Origin of the sequence: Psychromonas sp., from assembly GCF_047632995.1 — a bacterium.
In the GTDB taxonomy this organism is placed as follows: Bacteria; Pseudomonadota; Gammaproteobacteria; order Enterobacterales; family Psychromonadaceae; genus Psychromonas.
Map to the genome: position 1 here is coordinate 80510 of NZ_JBLIEK010000002.1, position 20649 is coordinate 101158.

19 protein-coding genes, 1 other RNA gene and 1 pseudogene are annotated in these 20649 nt (G+C 40.6%); 9 read left to right on the forward strand and 12 right to left on the reverse strand.

The genetic code is table 11. The features are described from left to right. Positions 1-91 precede the first annotated feature (91 nt). Genes ACJAT7_RS01010 through ACJAT7_RS01025 form a run of 4 tightly spaced genes read right to left on the reverse strand, consistent with a single transcriptional unit; the run spans position 92 to position 4423 of the window. Positions 92-1300 (reverse strand): FAD-dependent monooxygenase, encoded by a 1209-nt coding sequence (locus tag ACJAT7_RS01010; protein WP_415224929.1) that lies wholly within the window; start codon positions 1298-1300, stop codon positions 92-94. After that, entirely contained in the window at positions 1297-2526 is a 1230-nt protein-coding gene (gene ubiH / locus ACJAT7_RS01015) for a 2-octaprenyl-6-methoxyphenyl hydroxylase (RefSeq protein WP_415224930.1), read from the reverse strand. The genes ACJAT7_RS01010 and ubiH overlap by 4 nt, the downstream gene beginning before the upstream one ends. Next, positions 2519-3832: a Xaa-Pro aminopeptidase gene (gene pepP / locus ACJAT7_RS01020; RefSeq protein WP_415224931.1), complete on the reverse strand. Its 1314-nt coding sequence runs from the start codon at positions 3830-3832 to the stop codon at positions 2519-2521. Before pepP ends, ubiH begins: the two co-directional genes overlap by 8 nt. A gap of 21 nt (positions 3833-3853) precedes the next feature. Next, positions 3854-4423, reverse strand: coding sequence for a UPF0149 family protein (locus tag ACJAT7_RS01025; protein ID WP_415224932.1), 570 nt, complete (start codon positions 4421-4423; stop codon positions 3854-3856). Between the two features lie 221 nt (positions 4424-4644). On the opposite strand from ACJAT7_RS01025, the gene ACJAT7_RS01030 reads away from it, so the two are divergent. From ACJAT7_RS01030 to serA, 5 genes are all read left to right on the forward strand, one after another. Further along, entirely contained in the window at positions 4645-4953 is a 309-nt protein-coding gene (locus tag ACJAT7_RS01030) for a cell division protein ZapA (protein ID WP_415224933.1), read from the forward strand. Between the two features lie 120 nt (positions 4954-5073). Continuing rightward, a non-coding RNA gene (ssrS, locus tag ACJAT7_RS01035) (6S RNA) lies at positions 5074-5257 on the forward strand. Between the two features lie 238 nt (positions 5258-5495). Further along, positions 5496-6095, forward strand: coding sequence for a 5-formyltetrahydrofolate cyclo-ligase (locus ACJAT7_RS01040; RefSeq protein WP_415224934.1), 600 nt, complete (start codon positions 5496-5498; stop codon positions 6093-6095). A gap of 116 nt (positions 6096-6211) precedes the next feature. Next, a complete protein-coding gene (rpiA, locus tag ACJAT7_RS01045; RefSeq protein ID WP_415224935.1) occupies positions 6212-6868 on the forward strand; it encodes a ribose-5-phosphate isomerase RpiA in 657 nt (218 codons plus the stop codon). Positions 6869-7045: 177 nt separating this feature from the next. After that, positions 7046-8275, forward strand: a complete 1230-nt coding sequence (gene serA, locus ACJAT7_RS01050; RefSeq protein WP_415224936.1) for a phosphoglycerate dehydrogenase — start codon at positions 7046-7048, stop codon at positions 8273-8275. A 68-nt stretch (positions 8276-8343) separates the two neighbouring features. Here serA and ACJAT7_RS01055 read toward each other — a convergent pair whose 3' ends face one another. From ACJAT7_RS01055 to ACJAT7_RS01085, 7 genes and pseudogenes are all read right to left on the reverse strand, one after another. Further along, positions 8344-9075, reverse strand: a complete 732-nt coding sequence (locus ACJAT7_RS01055) for a GGDEF domain-containing protein (RefSeq protein ID WP_415224937.1) — start codon at positions 9073-9075, stop codon at positions 8344-8346. Positions 9076-9118: 43 nt separating this feature from the next. Continuing rightward, positions 9119-10060, reverse strand: coding sequence for a 23S rRNA (adenine(1618)-N(6))-methyltransferase RlmF (rlmF, locus tag ACJAT7_RS01060; RefSeq protein WP_415224938.1), 942 nt, complete (start codon positions 10058-10060; stop codon positions 9119-9121). A 71-nt stretch (positions 10061-10131) separates the two neighbouring features. Further along, a complete protein-coding gene (locus ACJAT7_RS01065; protein ID WP_415224939.1) occupies positions 10132-10869 on the reverse strand; it encodes a DUF3108 domain-containing protein in 738 nt (245 codons plus the stop codon). After that, positions 10862-11263 (reverse strand): SufE family protein, encoded by a 402-nt coding sequence (locus ACJAT7_RS01070; RefSeq protein ID WP_415224940.1) that lies wholly within the window; start codon positions 11261-11263, stop codon positions 10862-10864. The genes ACJAT7_RS01065 and ACJAT7_RS01070 overlap by 8 nt, the downstream gene beginning before the upstream one ends. Before the next feature lie 2 nt (positions 11264-11265). Continuing rightward, a complete protein-coding gene (gene mrcB, locus ACJAT7_RS01075; RefSeq protein WP_415224941.1) occupies positions 11266-13473 on the reverse strand; it encodes a penicillin-binding protein 1B in 2208 nt (735 codons plus the stop codon). A 444-nt stretch (positions 13474-13917) separates the two neighbouring features. Further along, positions 13918-15966 (reverse strand): beta-propeller domain-containing protein, encoded by a 2049-nt coding sequence (locus tag ACJAT7_RS01080; RefSeq protein ID WP_415224942.1) that lies wholly within the window; start codon positions 15964-15966, stop codon positions 13918-13920. 171 nt (positions 15967-16137) lie between these two features. After that, a pseudogene (locus ACJAT7_RS01085) lies at positions 16138-16262 on the reverse strand (transcriptional regulator); the annotation flags it as partial. A gap of 499 nt (positions 16263-16761) precedes the next feature. Here ACJAT7_RS01085 and ribA point away from each other — a divergent pair. From ribA to ACJAT7_RS01100, 3 genes are all read left to right on the forward strand, one after another. Next, positions 16762-17364 carry a GTP cyclohydrolase II gene (gene ribA, locus ACJAT7_RS01090; RefSeq protein WP_415224943.1) on the forward strand — a complete coding sequence of 201 codons (603 nt, stop codon included), beginning with the start codon at positions 16762-16764 and terminating at the stop codon, positions 17362-17364. A gap of 372 nt (positions 17365-17736) precedes the next feature. Continuing rightward, positions 17737-18672 (forward strand): SPFH domain-containing protein, encoded by a 936-nt coding sequence (locus ACJAT7_RS01095; protein ID WP_415224944.1) that lies wholly within the window; start codon positions 17737-17739, stop codon positions 18670-18672. A 2-nt stretch (positions 18673-18674) separates the two neighbouring features. Continuing rightward, positions 18675-19142, forward strand: coding sequence for an NfeD family protein (locus ACJAT7_RS01100; protein WP_415224945.1), 468 nt, complete (start codon positions 18675-18677; stop codon positions 19140-19142). A gap of 167 nt (positions 19143-19309) precedes the next feature. Here ACJAT7_RS01100 and ACJAT7_RS01105 read toward each other — a convergent pair whose 3' ends face one another. Beyond that, a complete protein-coding gene (locus ACJAT7_RS01105; RefSeq protein ID WP_415224946.1) occupies positions 19310-19516 on the reverse strand; it encodes a cold-shock protein in 207 nt (68 codons plus the stop codon). 429 nt (positions 19517-19945) lie between these two features. Here ACJAT7_RS01105 and ACJAT7_RS01110 point away from each other — a divergent pair, with 429 nt between their 5' ends. Next, the gene (locus tag ACJAT7_RS01110; protein ID WP_415224947.1) at positions 19946-20401 is read left to right on the forward strand and encodes a hypothetical protein; all 456 of its coding nucleotides are present in this window, start codon (positions 19946-19948) and stop codon (positions 20399-20401) included. Positions 20402-20649 lie beyond the last annotated feature (248 nt).

The following is a 20649-nucleotide window of genomic DNA, read 5'->3' on the forward strand; positions in this document are numbered from 1 at the left end:
TTAGTTTCAAATCAGTTATTTGAATATGTTTTTATTATTGGGCCGTAATATACACTGTTTTTTTAGTTGCTCAAAATAGCGCAAAATCTATTTACAATTTATCAAGCAGTTTGGGTAACTCGCCACTTAACCCCATCGCCTGCCTGATAAACTGTTTTTTAAGTGGATTGACTTTATCTGTAACTAATAAAAGCAAATCCCGCACTGTTTTTTGCACTGGATTATCACCTTGGAATAAACGCTTTAACAGTTCCATTGAGGCTATCATCTGCGCGGCTTCCGTTTTCCGCCAGCGTTCAAAAAAACGTAAATTTTCGTATAAACCAATATCTTTATCCGCGTGCAGATTTTCTAAAATAGCTTGACTTAAACTTAACGCATCCAGCAACCCCAAATTCACACCCTGCCCCGCAAGTGGATGGATGGTATGCGCCGCATCGCCGATCAGCGCGATGCGATGCCTGGCAAAGTCGCGCGCATAACGCATGGTCAATGGAAAACTACAACGTTCGCTGTGCAGCTCACAAGGCCCTAAACGGTTATCAAATGTACGCGTTAATTGCCTATTAAATTCAAGCTCTGAAAGTGCCATTAACTGCTGCGCTTTTTCGGGTGGAACAGACCAAACAATCGAGCAGAGATTTTGCTCAAAAAGGGGTAAAAAAGCCAACGGCCCCTCTGTCGTAAATATTTGTCGGGCGCAATTTTCATGTGCTAAATCGGTTTTAACTGTCGCGACCAACGCATGATGATTGTAATCCCAGCGTGTTAACGGAATATCAAGTTTGTTACGCAGCCAGGAGTTTGCACCGTCAGCAGCAACCACCAGCTTAGAGGTTAACGTTTTAGTGCTTTTTAATGTCAGCCAGGCCTCCCCGTCTCCAATTGCAATATCGCCGAGTTGCTCTAGAGCATAAAAAGTCACGTTCTGCTGTTTTTGCACTGATTGTAATAATGCGGTTTGGATTTGATCATTTTCTATAATGTAGCCCAGCTCTGCGCAATCAACCTCGTCTGCACTGAAATCAATTTTTCCAAAACTGTCTTTTTCCCATACCTGCATGCTTTTATAAGCGCTAATGCGCTCACTATTAAGGTGCTGCCAAATATTCAAATGTTCGAAAATAGCACGGCTGGCATAACTAATCGCGCTAACACGAAGGCCCGGCTCGACAGTTAGTTGCGGGGGTTCGTTTGCTTCAATCAGTGCGATGGATAATGGGCTGTCTGCCAAACTAGCGGCTAAGGTTAAACCAACCATTCCGCCACCAACGATAGTTAAGTCATAGGATTGCATCATCTTTGTTGCTCTCTGTTGAATAAATTAAATTGCCCTTTCGCTTGTTTGACAATATCGGCTGACAAACTCGGCGCGCAACTCATCGCCTGCAAAGCAATATTTCTTCCGAGAATAAAAGGCCAGCTCGTATTACTAAAGATGCGCACCATTGAATCGGTTAGCGCAATGGTATTCTTATGGTCATTGTAACGGGCTAACCAATATTGATTAAGCATAGTAAAGCCGCCGATCTCCTGTTTATTTTCCACTTGGCTGATTAACACAGCCAGAACATAAAGATCGCGCATCCCCAAATTAAATCCCTGCCCCATAACGGGATGTAAAGAGTGTGCGGCATTACCGATACACAGACCGCGGTGGGTCACTGGTTTTTCAGTTTGCATCAGTTTTAGCGGGTAGATATCACGCTTGCCCACGTCAGTAAAAATGCCTGCACGATAACCAAAAGCTTGCTGCAGTTCAGCCAAAAAATCGTGCGCCTCCAGTTTCGCTAAACGATCAATATCCCCATTTTCCACAGACCACACCAAGGAGTAGCGGTTATTGCTAAGTGGTAACAGAGCGATCGGACCAAATTTTGTAAAGCGTTCAAATGCTTTATTAAGGTGAGCTTTAGAAGCGCAGACATTGGCGATAATTGCACTGCAATCATAATCAAAAAGTTGCGAGGGGATAGCCAACAGTTCGCGTGTTAAGCTTTTTGCGCCATCTGCAGCAACGCATAATCGCGCAGTTAATGTTTTTCCGTCTCCCAGCTGACAAACGACTTGCTGCGCTTGTTTTTCTATTGCTAGCAGGTGGGTATTGTATAAGCGCGTTAGCTGTTTATATTGTGATAAATGCTTATCTAAGAGTAAACCGACATCTTGCAGCTCAATCACAAAACCGAAAGCCTGGTTTTTATATTTCGTCGAGGCGTGATTACGCGGCAGATCTAAGGCGCCGAAAAAACCACGATCGGAGATATGGATATCTTCAATCGCCTGCGCACTCCCTTTTAACTCCGCCCACAATCCCAATTCATCTAATAAATCGCAACTGCCAGCACTTAATGCAATGCTGCGCGCATCAAATCCGGGATGAACCCCTTTATTTAACCCTTCGGGATTATCATCAAGCAGCACGACGTTTAAAGAGGGGGACAACTTTAAAACGGCATAAGCGAGCAGGCAACCGGCCATGCCCGCCCCGACGATCAACAGATCGTAATCCGTTTGTTTAGCCATATTTTTTTGCATCTGCCATTAACGCTTCAATTTCATTAATACTTTTAGGTACATCTGCACTTAATACTTCCGCACCAAACTCGGTCACTAACACATCATCTTCAATGCGGATCCCTATCTTCTTCCAAATATCGTCAACATTTGCAGACGCACTGATATATAAACCAGGTTCAACTGTCACCACCATACCCGCTTCCAATAAACGCGGATTGTCAGCAGTGCCACTGTCACCCACATCGTGCACATCTAGCCCCAGATAATGGCCGATACCGTGCATATAAAAATCTTTGTAGACCTCTTCTTCTATCAGAGCGTCACGCTCTCCCTCTAAAATCCCTAACTCAAGCAGACCATCCACCAGCTGTTTAACCGCATTTTTATTCACATCCCGCAATGCCACACCCGGTTTTATCTGGCTGATAGCGCTGATCTGTATATCTAATACGAGTTGGTATAGCGTTGCTTGCGCCTCAGAAAAAACGCCGTTCACAGGAAAGGTGCGCGTAATATCTCCCGCATAACCTTGGTACTCTGCACCTGCGTCAATCAACACCAGATCACCATCACGCAATTTACCTTTATTCTCCGTGTAATGAAGAATACAGCCGTTTTCACCGCCAGCAACGATTGAGTTATAAGCAACATGAGGTGCGCCTTGCAAAGCAAATTCATGTTCGACTTCTGCTTGTAATTGATATTCCCACATCCCCACAGAACATTGTTGCATCGCGCGGACATGCCCTGCTGCTGAAATCTCTGCAGCCTCAGATAACAGCGCTATTTCGCCTTCAGATTTAATTAAACGCATCTCATGCAAGATAGGTAAGCTATCAATATAACTTGTCGGCGCATTTTGTCCTTTGCGTTTACCTTCACGTAACTCATTGATAACATTAGATAGGATTTTATCTAAATCCGGATCTTGAAAAATCGGGAAATAAAGTGCAGTTAAACCATTCGCTAATTCGAGCAGATGCTTGTGCAGCTCATCAATCTCATAAGCCGCATCAAAACCAAGGACGCTGACCGCGGCACTTTGCCCTAATCGATAACCATGCCAAACTTCTGCCTTTTTATCTTTTTTACGGTTAAATAAAACGGCTTTTTGAAACTCAGGTTTATTGATCAGCAGTAAGCAAGCGTCGGGTTCATTAAATCCTGTCAGATAATAAAAATCACTGTTTTGTCGGAAAGGATATTCTGTATCATTGCTGCGAATTTTTTCTGGACTGGCAGGAAAAACTGCCAAACTATTATTATCCATCTGCGTAAGAAACTGCATGCGACGATCTTGAAATGCGCTCATAAAACCTCTTTTCTATTGTGCTTAGTGAAGTGTCTTGGAAACAGGCGTTGGGGACTGGCGGGAAAAAGTATTAAAACAACTCATCGCCCCTAAACGTAAATATTCAACAATTTCTGAAAAAGCGATTTCAGACTCTTCATCTTCCTGTTCAAAGTCCAGTGATACCTGGGAAATATCGCGAATATCACGGATTAACTCTTGAATGTCGGCAGGTGCTTGATTTAATCCTTGCTGGACCATACCAAATCCGACTAAAAAGCCCTGCGCCCATTGTGCCATTGCCTCAGCACGCTCATCAAGCGGCACATCATCATCGGGCAATAGCAGCCTAAAACCCAAACCATCATCGGTAAATTGATGAACGACTTGCTCATAAATAGACTCTATTAATTTTTTTGCATTGTTCGGCAGCCCCATTCCCTCATTAACAACATCATTAAAATGCGCTCGCCAACTGTCACCAACAAGCGAAACCCCACCGCAAACAAACCCGGATAATATGCCGTGTGTTTCCGATGCATTAGTATATAACTCAGCAGTTTCAAGCGTCTGCGTTATCTTTTTAAAACTTGGTAGTGGCTCTTTACTCATGGTATGACTCTTTCTCTTAGCGGTTAATTAACTATCGGGTACTACTTGGCAATGCAGATACTATATAAAGCATTCTAACACCCTGTAGATCGCGCTGCCAGTAAGTACTTGAAACTTGATGATGAGATAGCTATAGTCCTTAAATTAATTTCGATTTTGAGATGGCTATCTTTCAGTTTAGCGCTCATTTTACTCTTATCACCTAGTATCACGGGTTAACTATGGCAAATGTTGAGATCTCAATTTTAGGACAGCAGTATAAAATTGCCTGCCCGGATGGTGAAGAGCAGACGCTACAAAATACAGTGGATCAATTTAACGATAAATTGAAGAGTATCAAAAGCAGCAGCCGCGCTTTACGTAGCGAGCAACATATTGTAATGGTTGCATTAAACTTCTGCCACGAACTTAATGTAGAAAAATCTAAAAATAACAAACATGCTGAGCAGCTCAATCAACGAATTGAAGATCTGCAAGCATTGATACAAACCGCTTTACAAACAGATGATAAAAAAGAGCCTGTTCGATAATCCTTTTATTTTTTAACCGCTTAACTCATTAATTTTCTAAAATAATATCAATACTAAAACAAGATGAAATATCACTATAAAAAACACTTTGCAAATGCCGGAAACTGACGTAAGGTGTTATTGACCCTCGGATATCCGCTCATCTTGACTAAGTCCCTGAGCCGATAAGCTTTACCCTGGTGACTTGGCCTGAATGCTATTGTGCAAGCTCGGCTCGTATCGAGAAGCCTGCGGCAAACACTGAGACACCAACCTTGACCTTCGGGTTCAAGGTCCAAGTCAATAACGGTATCCTTGGGTCACTTTTCCTCTCTACTGAATAGAACACTCAGAAATATCCACTATAATCTGCCAATAACAAGCAGATGCAAATATACTTAAAACTTACAGTAACGTGATAAACCTCTATTTCCCCGCGCATGATGTTTTCTCAGCTTCAATTTCAAACTTTTAATCAGCAAGACTGATCTCTTATTTGATGCGTTTGCAATTTATAATGATATTCTTTGAATATCTACTTTAAAGAGCCAATTGAGATTGTTATGGATAATTCAACGAACATCTTATCTCGCCCGCAAATACGCCAACAAATTCGCTCTGCAAGACGTGATCTGTCAGGTTTTCAACAGCAGCAAGATGCGGCTAAATTACTGGCGCGATTGATTCAGCACAAAAAAGTGTTAAGCGCACAAAAGATTGCCATCTCACTGGCACATGATGGAGAGATAGATACCTTTGAATTTATAAATTGGTGCTGGGCAAATAACAAACAAGTTTATCTGCCTGTTGTACACCCTTTTAGTAAAGGCCATCTGCTGTTTTTACAATACACAATAGACTCTGAAATGGTGCTTAATAAATATGGCATTTATGAACCCAAGTTAGAGCAGTTACACACATCTCCAATCAATAATTTAGATCTTATTTTCACCCCGCTGGTTGCCTTTGATCGAAAAGGAAACCGGATTGGTATGGGAGGCGGTTATTATGATCGTATGCTTGCGCCTTGGTTTAAAGAGAAAAGCGGCCCTTATCCAATCGGTCTGGCACATGATTGCCAGCAGGTAGAAACACTGCCGATTGAAGCATGGGATGTCCCCTTGCCTGAAATCATCACTCCGAGCGTTCATTATCAGTGGTAGTTATCAGTGATAGTTATGGCGAATAAAATTTAACAAATATCTCATGGATAACTGCTTCTAACAGGATATAATATCGGCTCTTTTACTCGATGCATCAGCAAACAGGATATACGACGATGACACAAGATGAAATGAAAAAAGCAGCGGCTTATGCCGCTCTGCAATACGTAGAAAAAGATTCAATTGTTGGCGTGGGTACAGGCTCAACTGTTAATCACTTTATTGATGCATTAGCGACAATGAAAAATGAGATTAAAGGTGCGGTATCAAGCTCTGATGCGTCAAGCGAAAAATTGAAGTCCTATGGTATTGATGTATTTGATCTTAATGAAGTCTCTGAATTAAGCGTTTATGTTGATGGGGCGGATGAGATCAACCCGTATAAGCATATGATCAAAGGTGGCGGTGCTGCGTTGACCCGTGAAAAAATTGTTTCTGCCGTTGCTAATAAGTTTATCTGTATTGTCGATAACACTAAAAATGTTGATATTTTAGGTGATTTCCCGCTCCCCGTTGAAGTTATTCCAATGGCGCGCAGTTATGTTGCCCGTGAACTGGTTAAATTGGGTGGAGATCCCGTTTATCGCCAAGGTGTTATTACCGACAACGGTAATATCATTTTGGATGTGCATAATTTAAAAATTGCAGAGCCTCTTAAACTTGAGAGTCAAATTAATGCAATTGTAGGTGTAGTAACCAATGGCCTGTTTGCCAACCGCGCTGCTGATATTGTTTTAATCGGTTCACCGGAGGGGGTTAAAACAATTAAATAAAGCTATTATATTTGACGATTAAGCGATCTATTTGATAAATCGTCAAAATGTAATAAGTTAGTTTAAGTTTTTATATGTGAATCCACTCACAAAAATTCACATCTGCTTCTGTTTTTGCTATTTTAGCAACACTATTGCTTGTCCATTTACCTTATATATAAGGCCCAAGGAAATAAAATGACTAAGTTTTCACTCAGTAAAGATAAAATTAAAATTCTACTACTTGAAGGATTACACCAAAGCGCTGTAGATACATTTACTCAAGCGGGTTATACCAATATTGAAAATGTTAAAACTTCGTTAAGTGAAGAAGAGTTAATTGAAAAAATTAAAGATGCTCATTTTGTCGGGATCCGTTCGCGTACCAACCTCAATGCAACTGTATTGGCAGCGGCTGAGAAGCTTATCGGTATCGGTTGTTTCTGTATCGGCACAAACCAGGTCGATTTGACTGCCGCGCAAACTAAAGGGATAGTGGTGTTTAACGCGCCTTTCTCAAATACGCGCAGTGTTGCAGAGCTAGTACTAGGCCAAGCATTATTACTAATACGCGGCGTGCCTGAGCGCAACGCAAAGGCGCACCGAGGTGAGTGGGATAAATCAGCAACAAACTCATATGAAGCACGCGGTAAAAAATTAGGCATTATCGGTTACGGCCATATCGGCACACAGTTTGGTATTCTTGCTGAAAACTTAGGTTTTAAAGTCTCTTTTTACGATATTGAAAACAAATTAACCTTAGGTAATGCAACACAAGTTGCAACCATGGAAGAGTTACTTGCGCAATCTGACATCATCAGCATGCATGTGCCGGAGCTTGATTCAACCAAAAACATGATTGGCGCGAAACAGTTCGCTCAAATGAAAGACGGCGCTATTTTCATGAATGCGGCGCGCGGTACTGTTGTAGATATTCCGGCATTATGTGATGCGCTGGCAGGTAAAAAACTCTCCGGTGCAGCGATCGATGTTTTCCCAACAGAGCCTAAATCAAATAATGAAGAGTTCGAATCTCCACTGCGCCAATTTGACAATGTGATTCTAACGCCACACGTAGGCGGAAGCACACAGGAAGCGCAAGAGAATATCGGTTATGAAGTTGCGGGTAAATTAGTTAAATACTCAGATAATGGTTCAACACTCTCTTCTGTAAACTTCCCTGAAGTCTCTTTACCAGGGCATATTGATGCCAGCCGTTTATTGCATATTCATAAAAACTTGCCGGGCATCTTAACTAAAATTAACTTAACGTTTGCCGAGTACAATATCAATATTGCAGCACAATTCCTGCAAACGAACGCAAATATTGGTTATGTTGTTATTGATGTGAATAGTGAAGATGCCGACATGGCATTGGATAAGTTAAAAGAGATTGAAGGTACAATTCGCGCTCGTATGCTTAATTAAATTAACTATTTTGCGCTAATTAAAAAGCCCGAATGATCTCATGATTATTCGGGCTTTTTTATTAAAAATCATAAACTGACAACACAATTCCCCCCTGTGCCCTTGGCTTTATATAGCGCCAGCTCGGTAGATTTAATTAGCGCCTCAAGCGATTTTTGAGTACCTGCCTGACTCACTCCCAAACTAACACTCAGTTCAACCCCTCCTTTTAACAGACGGTAGATATCGGCGCGTAATCTTTCCGCTAATACACCTATCGATTGTAATTCACTAACAGGGCAAAATATTAAAAATTCGGTTCCTCCCCAGCGCGCGCAGAAATCCGTTTTCCGTGTTGCCTTAACTAACTGTTCTGATATATCGATCAGAATACGATCTCCTTCATGATATCCAAATGTACGATTGATAACTTTAAAATCATCAATATCAATCAGAATCAAACAGAACGGCTCTTTATAACGGCTAAAACGATCCCATTCTGATAATAATTTCGACTCCAAGGCCTGGCGATTATATAACTTAGTCAGCGCATCCCTTGACCCCCGTCTTTCCGCAAATGCGGCAAGCTTGGCCCCCTCTCTCCATCGACGCACGACAAAATAGAGGACGCTGACTAACAGCATAAATATTAACGGGATAAGCAGCTCAAGCTGATATTTTGGATGAGCAAGTCCATAAGCATGTAGCTCATCAAGTAGCGCCCTTTCTCTAAAAAAAAGCCAAAATCCAGCGTTTACGATAACTATCAAGAGGATATCGAAAATTAACCTTTTTTTCTGTTGTGGTTTTAATCTGCTCATAGGTATCTCTATCGAAAGTATAAATTAAGGGTAGACCAGTATTTTAATTAGAAAGCAGAGAACTCTGTTGCTGAAAACTCCATGCCAGCAAACGGCTAATCTTTTGACCTTGTGCCATATTGACCACTCTTACCTGTTTGGCACCAAGCTCCGCTAATAGTTTTTTTAGCGGTGATATATTTTCAGATTTTGAGACCAGGCTGCTAAACCAGTAAACTTGTTGCCCGTAACTTCGACTCTCTTTACACATCTGCGTTAAAAATGCGATTTCACCGCCAACGCAACATAACTCATTTTCCTGCCCGCCAAAATTAAGCCCGTCATTTGCCACTTTCTTACCTTTGCTAAGGTTATTTACTTTTCGAGAATTCCCCGCAAGCGCCTGTTCCATGGATGCATGGAAGGGAGGATTACAGATAGTTAAGGAAAATTTATCCTGCTTTTTAATTATGCCGTCAAAAATAGCGTTACTGTTTTTTTGCAGTAATAATTTAATAAAAGGGGTTAAATTACGATTTGATTTAACAATCAGATCAGCTATTTTAATAGACACAGGATCGATATCTGTTGCTACAAAAGACCAGCCGTAACTTTGGCTGCCAATAATAGGATAGATACAGTTGGCACCCGTACCAATATCTAAGACCTTCACCTGCTTACCCGTCGGCACTTCTCCGTTACCGCTTTGTGCTAATAGATCGGCAAGGTAATGGATATAATCCGCACGTCCAGGAATAGGCGGGCAGAGATATCCCTGTGGGATTTTCCAAAAATCAATTTTATAGAAGCATTTCAATAATGCCTGATTCAGGATTAATACGGCCTGATGGTCGCTAAAATCAATTGTTGGCTGTCCATTGGGATTATGGATAACCAAGGGGGACAGTTGCGGGCAAACGGCGCATAGCTGGGTGAAATCATAACTGCCATGATGCAAGTTGCGCGGATGCAATACCCTCTTTTTAACTGTGTTACTATTTTTCATCTATTTTTCCAAAGGGCAATTATACCCAAACTACTTGCAGATTCAGATTCAGAGTGATTTGGGTATAGAACTCATAAACTGATCATTGAGCGTTCACTGATCACGCCATGAAGATCCAGGAGGTTACGTTTATAATGAAATTTGACCATTTGATAATTAACATCAGGCGCAAACCAGGCAGTAAGCTTGCGATCTTCTCTGCGCGTTTGCTCCAACCGGTAGGTAGCAAGTTTACCGAATTTAGTATCGAGCACCTCTTTGCCAGTCACCTCAAAAAAGTAGTGCGCAACAGAGTCCGACGTTTGCATATAAAATTCAAAATGGGTTTGACCCGATTTTAGACCTTGGCTAATCTGCAGTCCAATCGCATTGAAATCTATTATTTTTTCTGTCTCATTCGTAAATTCATTAACCTCTCCATCACGCGTGATACGAGTCTGATGGCCTTCTTTAAAAAATTCAGCTTGCATACTCACAGTTGTAAAACCGACATTGTTACGTACAAATTGCTCAGTGAGAAACTGCTCTGAACTGTCGTCCCAATAGATACGCGTAAGCTGATTTCCACCAAAATGGTAAAATAAAAACGACAACTCCGCGGTCGTATTGACAGTTTCCCTACCGCCCTCACTGCGCAATTCTCTGATTATTTTACCCACTGCAATGCTTTTATAGGACACATCGTAAACATATCGTTGCTCACTCTGTGCAAAGGCCAGCGGTGTTTTTGCCCACAGGCACGCAGAAAACAGAGCAAAAAAGCAGAGGATGGAGAAAAAAAAGTTCTTTTTCTGAAAAATATTAAACATCTTTTATCCTATTTACTATCGCCAGTAAACCGTTAGCGCGAGAGGGACTTAGGTGGTTAAGTAAACCTAACTGTACAAATAGATCTTCGATATCAATACGTTGTATTTGCTGCGCCGTTTTGCCTTGAAAAATAATAAGTAAGATAGCCATTAACCCTTTTACGACGCGACTGTCGCTGTCCATTTGCAAGTAATAATGCCCCTCTTTCTCTTCAATAGCCAGCCATGCCCTACTCTCACAGCCCTTAACTTGATTGTGCTGTTTTTTTTCAGTCTCGGTCAATGCTGGTAATTTTTTACCCAGTTGGATAATTAAACGATACTGTTTATCCCAACCTTTATTCTCTGAAAAATCACTCAGTAATTGATCCAGACTCATTAATGACTCGGCCACTTTTACTTTCCTTTTTTCTGTTTCATATAATCAGAGAAGATAACTAACGCACCACTGCTTCCTGTTAACTCTGAACTTTTATTATTATCTTTGCCAACCCAAGTAGTGACCACTTCATCATTATCAAAACCAACAAACCAGCTGTCGTTTAAATTATTCGTGGTGCCTGTTTTCCCCGCAAAATACTCACCGGGATTACGCCAACGTAGACTGCGCGCGGTACCTTCGCTGGTCACTTTGTGCAGTGTATCCGTTAACTGCTTGACCGCGTGCTCTGAAAACACTTTTTCTGTTCGAGCACTGCGCTGATATAGCAGTTCGCTGTGATTAGAAACAATAGAGCGGATCAATGTTAATGGCTGATAAATCCCCTTCATAGTGATCGGCTGGTACATCTGCGCAACCTGCATCGGTGAAAGAGAAACACTGCCCAGTACTAGGGAGGGATAAGCTTGTATCTCTTCTTCTACCCCCATTTTATGGAGACTGGTAATGACATTGTTGAGTCCAACCTGCATCCCTAAATTCACAGTCGGAACATTGAGAGAATGGATTAATGCGTCCTCTAACGTTACCTGACCGCGAAATTTCCGATCGTAGTTTTTAGGTCTCCAGCGTTGCCCTGTGCCATTTTTGAGAATAATGGCCTTGTCATTTAACGAGTAATCTAAGCCATATCCCGCTTCCAAGGCAGTTAAATAGACAGCAGGTTTAACCAGTGAACCAATCGGACGATTGGCATCTAAGGCACGGTTAAATCCACTGAACTTAACATCACGGCCAGAGACAAGTGCACGGACTTCAGCATATTCTCTGTCACTTATCACCATCGCAGCTTGTAAATTTTCTTGCTTATCCTTGCTTACTTTATCTAATCCATCTTGTACTGCAAACTCAGCATATTCTTGTGCCAACGGATCAATAGAGGTGAAAATATGTAAGCCGTTACTTTTGCGCACTGAACGGGGTACGTTCGCTGTCAACTCACGCGATAACAAGCTGATAAAAGCGGGGTTGGCGCGATCATTTAATGCGTGCTTCTCACTTAAATTAAGTGAATCTTTGACTGCATATTTATAATCCGCTGTGCTGATAAAATTATTGGCAACCATCATACGCAGCACTAAATCACGACGTGATAATGCACGTTCCGGGTTTCGTCTCGGATTGTAATAGGACGGGCCTTTGATAATAGCCACCAGTAATGCAATTTGTTCAATACGCAATTCATTAATCGGCCGCGCGAAATAATAATCGCTGGCAAGCCCTATTCCGTAAATACCTGTTTTACCATTTTGAGCAAAATAAACCTCATTCAAGTAAGCTTCCAGCAGCTTATCTTTACTGTATTTATAATCCATCAACACCGCAATATAGGCCTCTTGAAATTTCCGCCATAAACTTCTATCTTGGGTCAAAAACAGATTTTTAGCGAGCTGCTGGGTTAACGTGCTGCCCCCTTGAACCGTTCTGCCCGCTTTAAAATTAACGATAAATGCACGTAAAATACCCAAAGGAGAGATCCCTTGATGGTGGTAATAATTCCTATCTTCCATTAATAATAAAGTATTAACAAATAGGTTAGGGATTTTTTCAAAAGGCACAAAAACACGATCTTCAATTTGATCAGAATGCAGCCGAGCGAGCAGCAGTGGATCTAAACGGAGGGAAGCGAGATTCTGGTTTCTTTGATCTTTAATCGAAGCTATTTTATCCTCAACAAAATACACATTTATTTTCAATGCGGTTTCATATCGATCGGGGAAATCAAACGCCCGACGAAAAATAATAATCTCTTGCTGATTAACCGAAAACTGGCCGCTGCTTTGCACCGAATCCACCGGCCGGTAATTTAATAATTTTAGCTCCTTGATTAAGCGCGCCTGTGAACCCTCACCCGTTTTCAATAAAAGAGGTCGTCCATAAACTTGCGCAGGCAGCTGCCAAGTGGGGCCATCTAATTTACGTTCAACTTTCTCATCAAAATAGATACCGGCAATAAACATAAAGGCGAAAAAAGCCAGTGATCCTTTCCATAAGAGCGACCATAAAAAGCTGAAAAATCGCTGTTTAAGGCTTTTATTCTTTGCTTTTTTGCTATTGGTTTTCTTGTTTTTTGAAGTAACTTTACTTGTTTTCGACATCAATTTACCAACTGTTTTTTCATATTCTGATGAGTATCTCTTGCTGGCAGCGATTGTAGCAAGCATATTGACACTTTTGCCAATCTGTATCTGGAATGTTGACAAAAAGGGATAAAATTAAGGAGAAGATTTGAATTTTCATTAGCCCTGACTGACTAACGCGTCAGTTTAACTTATCGACTAAAAATTCAAAATGATGAAAAAAAGATAGAATAAGATTAAATTAAACGAAGTCGATATTGCTAAAAAGATCAAGCGCTTGCAACAAACAAGCTGGCACTCGATTGTTCTAATTGAGCTAAATAATAAGTGATTTTGCAGAGATTAAAGCATCAACATCTCTTCGCTGAGAATGGGTTGATTGCAATAAGCAGATAAATAATTTTTTCCCGAGAATATTATCCGTCAGCCAAGTCAAAGTAGCTTGGGTATAAATTGAGGGCATGATGTACGTAATGCCCTTGTATTTCTGCTCTTTTTACAGAGCAGAGTTCCGCACTCTATTTACTCTTATTCACTAACTACTTGTGTGTCAGGATAAGCCCACAAACTTGAATATATTTTACCATGATGTACGTAATGCACTGCATCGCCTTGAATGACAGAGCGATCTTGCCAACCACCTCTGCTATCGGTTTTGATGGTACCATCGTGGCTTAAGGTTTTAGCCGCGCTATCAAGGGTAAATAATAATAAACCGGTGTAATTCAATTGAACATCTTGTGGGTAAATAGTTGCCGGAATTGCAATTTTATAGCGCTGTGATTCTCCGGCTACGGCCATTGATGTAAAGGCATGATAATCACCAGCAACTGGCGTATACGCATCTTCACCAAACAGATATTGCTGAATGCTCTGCACACCATCCTGGCTATCGTAGAGTTCAACTTTCAATCCTTTTCTATTTCCCCATTCATTTGCATCATAGCCAACGCCGAGTGTTAAACTGTCAAAATTATGCAGGTAAACCGATACGCCATCTTCTTGTAATTCACCTAACGCTTGCGGATTTTTTCGATCTGTAATATCAAAGATGTAGAGTGGATCTGTTTGTTGGAAAGTAACCACTTTCACCGTGCTTTCATCTATGCGTACGCCATAAATTTGCTCCCCAGGCTTACCTAAAGAAAGCGGCGAGTCGTCATACTCGGGATAATCAGCATTGGGTAATTCCGCAATCTGCTGATATTTAATTTCACTATCCGTGGTGACTTTCTGGAAAAGCTGCAATTTATTGATAGTATTTGGATCGTTCCACCATATACCCCAATCATTCATTGATTCATTTTGACTGGTAAGTAAGACGACTGTCCCATCAGCTAACTCTTTAATGCGAAATTCAGCGCTGTTCCATCCCAGTGTTCCATTCACTTCAAGCGAGCTATCGTAACTCAAAGTGTCTAAAGTAAATCGATGTATACGCGATGTTTGCTCAGCCCACTGTGCAGAGTCAATTAAAAACAGTGACTGCGCATTCATATACACTTGATTTATATCTGCTAATACACACTGTACAGAGCTAACAGAGCCGGTGTTTAAATCTATCTTGGCTAGATAATTAAAAACAATGCCTCCCGCTAGATAACGGTCGCTATCATCTGGCAGATAACATTTTTCTAATTCGAAGGCGGCGGTTGTGCCTGCATTAGTTTGGATCTGTGGAATAAAGGCATTGATATCGAGAATATTGATCAATTCAATATTGCTAGCGACTATACGGACGGCGTCCCTACTGCTATCCGACCAGACATATTCCAGACCCGCAGGTTGAGAAGTATGACGCATCAATATATACATATTTGAATCGATACGACGACTGCTCACTATATGACCATCAAATGCCATACTCCAATTTGGCGTTAAAGTTTGGCCAACCAACTGCACCGAATCAATAACACTTTTACCATTATCCCAAGCCGCTAGCTCTTGCCATGGACTGGATTGCTGATTAGCTCTGCTTTGTACAATAATTTGATCATCAAGCTGATAAAAACCTGATACATATTGCGCATCTTCATTGAGAGGTAAGCGGGTGATCAAATCCGCGGAAGGTGCTTCATTAATAGCGTAAAGATTTAAGCTCGCGGCAACATTATAGCCAATAACAGGCGAAGTGCGGGTAACAGAAACTGAGTCAACGGCAATAGGGACTGAATCGACAATATAATCATATTGAGGCTGAGTGACAGTCAATAGATAGTCTTGTGATTCAAAATTAAAGGCTTTAACCAGATCCGCTTCATCCACCTCTTTTTCGATGGTATTGGTTGCAGATAAATTACCGCCAGCCTCAGCGGGCGCAGCATCAACCATAGTATCATCGACATATACGAGCATCTCTTTTACTACCCCATAGTCATTAAGCAGGTAGTTACGAATATACTGCTCGGCACTATTTTTAGTATCAGTAACATAGAGAGAGCGCGGCAATGATTTACCCGACGGTAGATCAACAACAATTGCGTTACCACCCTCAATAATTGGAGTCTCGGAGTCAGATCCACCACAAGCGGTCAATGATAACGCCACTGTCAATAACGCCCAATTCGATCTTTTCATCTGTAAAATCCCTTTTATAAATAATTAGCTTTAATTTCGCTCATTAACTTTTCTTTTAATAAAAACGACATGATGAGCGACGAAATACAAATATCAATTATTTACGATACATCAAAATAAAACACAAATCTTTATCAACAATACAAGAACAGGACCTGTGATTCTTTTTGCATAAAAATGTGCGCCTTTCCATTTTCCGCCGATTAAACGCATGCCCTTCTCAATGGCACAAGCCTCAGTACATGCATTGAACGGTTTTTTCTGCCTTTACTATCTGTTTTTACTTCACTTTCCATTATTTCATCGCACAAAATAGTAGGTTACTAAAAGTAAACCAATTGCTAATTTTTTTTAGGTAACTAAAATACACCACTCATTTATGTCTACACGGCAGGTATAGGCCGCGCGTTATGTGTCGGTGATTAAAAAATGCAGATGTAGAAAACGACTTTCAACGCTTTGAAGCGCATATCAATGCTGATTTTGGAGATAAGATGGTTTGGCATGAATAAAAAAACCAGATAATAGCAACCCTATACGCGGTATGAGACGATAAGATAACGACAATAGAGATAGTGTATTTAGTGTGCTGTTAACCCTAGATCCTATCGCACACAAAAAGTCCTTTGCGCCACCTGATATATATCAAGTGCTATTAGAAAATGAACAGGTAAAAGATGTAACAGTTATCAAAAACCGATGGTGTAAATAGAATTTATTTTCGATAAAACCGTTTAGCTGAACTCATCCCGCGCAACGATAATAATGGAGTAAGAAAACATTAAATTAAATATTATGGCTAAAATAAGAACCAAAATTTCGCTAAAAATAGGCGCTAATAGTCAAATTGAGGCTCAGATAGCATCGTTTAATCACTTGGCTTCTGATAAAGAGCATATCGCTATTATTTTTGGAAAAGCAGACGAGTGGTCAATATCACCGATCGTTCGAATTCATTCCGAATGTTTAACCGGGGACGTTTTTCATTCATCACGTTGTGATTGCGGTGAACAATTAAATGAAGCCATAGAGCTAATGGAAAAAGAAGGCGGCATTATTATTTATCTGCGCCAGGAAGGTCGGGGAATTGGCTTATATAACAAAATTGATGCTTATAAACTTCAATCTGAAGGTATGGACACCTATCAGGCCAATAACCAGTTAGGTTTTGAAGATGACCTTAGAGATTTCACAGAAGCGGGACAAATGCTCAAGGCGCTAAATATTGAAAAACTACAACTATTAACCAATAATCCGCTAAAAGTTAAGGCGTTGCAGGATTACGGGATAACTGTTGATAAGGTGATCAGTACTTCAACATTCATTAAAGACGATAACGAATCCTATTTGAGGAGTAAGGCAAAAAATGGTGGCCATGATATCCATTTTCCGTTTTAGGTTAGGGTCAATGACGCTTGCTGGTGGAAAATAAGATCCCATTTTTAATATACGGTAATTAAATCATTATATAAATCTAACAATCGGCATGCGGCATGGCTTAAGCTTTTCTTTGATTTGGTGTTTGTGGCGGTAATTACGCATGATCTCGCTTACACGCATCATGACTTTACGCGGCATAAAGCAGCTAATTTTCACAATGCCTTGCAAAGCGCAACCTAAAAAACTGCTTACTCAAATCAAAAATGGCGAGAATACTCCCAATACTCAGATTTAATAACAAATGCTAGCTCAGGATCCCAATCAATTGTTTGATCTGTCGAAGTAACCCGTTATTATAATGTGACTATTTTTTTATTAACGGAACTTAATATGGATATTTTATTTGAATACTTTTTGAGAATTGAGGTTTTTATTCTCGTGTTGGCGGTGGTGATCTTAAAATCATCAATCCTTTTTGTACCACAAAACCGAGCTTTCCTGATCGAACGTTTTGGTAAATATCAATCAACCCGCGAAGCTGGATTAAATTTTATTATTCCTTTTATTGATCATATTGGTGCGGATCGTTCATTAAAAGAGCAAGCCGTCGATGTGCCAAGCCAAAGTGCCATCACTAAGGATAACATTTCGTTAACCGTTGATGGCATACTCTATTTCAGAGTATTAGATCCGTTCAAGGCAAGCTACGGGGTCGATGATTATATCTTCGCAGTAACGCAATTATCGCAAACAACTATGCGTTCTGAATTAGGTAAGATGGAACTGGATAAAACATTTGAAGAACGTGATCTACTCAATACCAATATTGTTGCAGCAATTAATGAAGCCTCCGGTCCATGGGGTATTCAGGTACTGCGCTACGAAATTAAAGATATCGTCCCTCCGCAAACAATAATGGAAGCGATGGAAGCACAAATGAAAGCGGAGCGGGTAAAACGCGCACAAATTTTAGAATCAGAAGGCGACAGACAGGCCGCGATTAATGTTGCTGAAGGTCAGAAATGTTCGGTAGTATTGAAAGCTGAAGCTGAGAAAGAACAGCAGGTGTTACTTGCACAGGGTGAAGCTCAAGCTATCGTTGCTGTTGCTCTGGCTCAGGCAGAAGCATTACACAAGGTGGGACTGGCTGCTAATACCGAAGAAGGTCAAAAGGCAATTCAACTGGATTTAGCAACTAAAGCGATTCAAGCTAAGGCCGCTATTGCCAAAGAATCATCGGTGGTCTTGTTACCAGACAGTGGCACTGATGCCGCATCCATGGTTGCACAAGCGATGACCATAATTAACACCTTAAATAAAGGTTAATTATGGAATCTATCTTATCCCATTTACCGCAAACTTTAGTCGTACTTGGTCTGATTTTATTAGTCATCGAAGTACTTGTATTGGGCTTTTCGACCTTTGTTTTGTTTTTTATTGGAATAGGCTCCATAGCGACGGGTCTCTTGATGGCAATCGGACTGATCCCTGAAACTTGGCTTGATTCATTATTAGCAACGGCAATATTATCGACAGTCGTGGCGTTAGTCAGCTGGAAACCGTTGAAACGGATGCAAAATAAAGTTGAGTCAAAGCCGGTAAATAATGACATGATCGGTCATCAATTTGTATTGACCGAAGAGTTGGCCCTCGGGCGAACTATCACTCATCGCTATTCAGGCATCGATTGGCAGGTCAGATCGGACGAGCAACTAGCAGCTGGAACCGAAGTAAAGATAATCAGCATGGAAGTTGGTTTATTGACGGTGGAACGCGTTGGCCAATACTTGAAATAAAAAGCCGCAATATATCCCATTGCGACTTACAAACCCACCAAGCTATGGCCAATATTACTTGGCCATAGCACATTAAAATCAACAAAAAAAATGGCAAACCCGTAAAGGTTTACCATTTTCTAAAATATAAATTTAGCTCTGTGTAGAAGCTAAAATATCACAGCAAATTAAAGCGCTACGATATTTTCTGCATTAGGACCTTTTGGACCTTGAGTTACAGTGAATTCTACTTTTTGGCCTTCAGCTAAAGTTTTGAAACCTTCGCTTGCGATAGCGCTAAAGTGAGCGAATACATCTGGACCAGATTCTTGCTCGATAAAACCAAAACCTTTAGATTCGTTGAACCACTTAACCGTACCTTGAACTTTAGACATAATAATAATACCTTGTAATTTTAATGTTAGATTGCCTCGATTGGCATGATAGCATAAAAACAGACTGGAACTTAAAAACTACAGAGCGAGGTGTTATTAATAAAACGACGGTATGAAGAATGTAAACAAAAGGCTTTCTTTCTTGCTGAGAGATACTTTATAGAATCTAAAATGAAAGTCAAGTTGTTTGAAAAACAAACAACCAATCACCTGCCAATACACCTCCTTGTTTAAGTAAATTTTGCCGCACTTTTAACACTATAAGAAGCAAATGTCCCAAGCGACTTCCTAAACGGCAAATCCGTGTTCGAATTTACTTAACCACAACCGTTTTTCATTTTTATCCATTCAGCTTCTGTTCAGCTAATAACAGTTACATTAGCTCATCGAACAAAATCTTGTGATCGGTAAAACATACTGGAGAGAAAAATGAATATTATTTCAAATTTGAGAAGCAAACAAAAAACGTTAATGATCGCTGCTTCATTGTTATTCGGTTTGGCTTTAACACCAACAGCCTCAATCGCAGCTAATGCTAAACATGAGGGTTACAGAAATAACGATGTGCACCATACAAACCAACAACAAGGAAGTAGACATGCGGAAAAGAATAAAAGGCATCATAATAAACATGCATCAGCTGATCACCGTTATAATGAGAAACGGGGGCATAATAGACATAAGCGTAATAAACATGCATCTGCTGATCGCCATTATAATGAGAAACGGGGGCATAATAGACATAACCGTAATAAACACAGAAACCACTATTACAGCAAACCACATTATGCGCTAAGCAGTCAGCATCATCACCGTCATCCAGATCTTTTTGGTCTTCAGGTTGGTGTTCACGCAGGTAACTTCAATATTTTTGTGCGTGATTAAGCAAATCAACTTGCTATTCTGATTCAGGAAGGTGGTTTGTAACCCGAGCGAGGTTACTTTAGGAAAAAAGCATCAACGTAGTGTTGATGCTTTTTAGTATTTATACCCATGTTACTTCAAGATGCAAAATCAGCAAGTTCAAATTGTACTTAGATGCTAGGCATAAAATTGAAGTATAGTTATTCTACATTGAGATTTTATAACGACGCAGATGAGTGCAATTTGGCTTGCCCTGCGGGGGCTCAGCT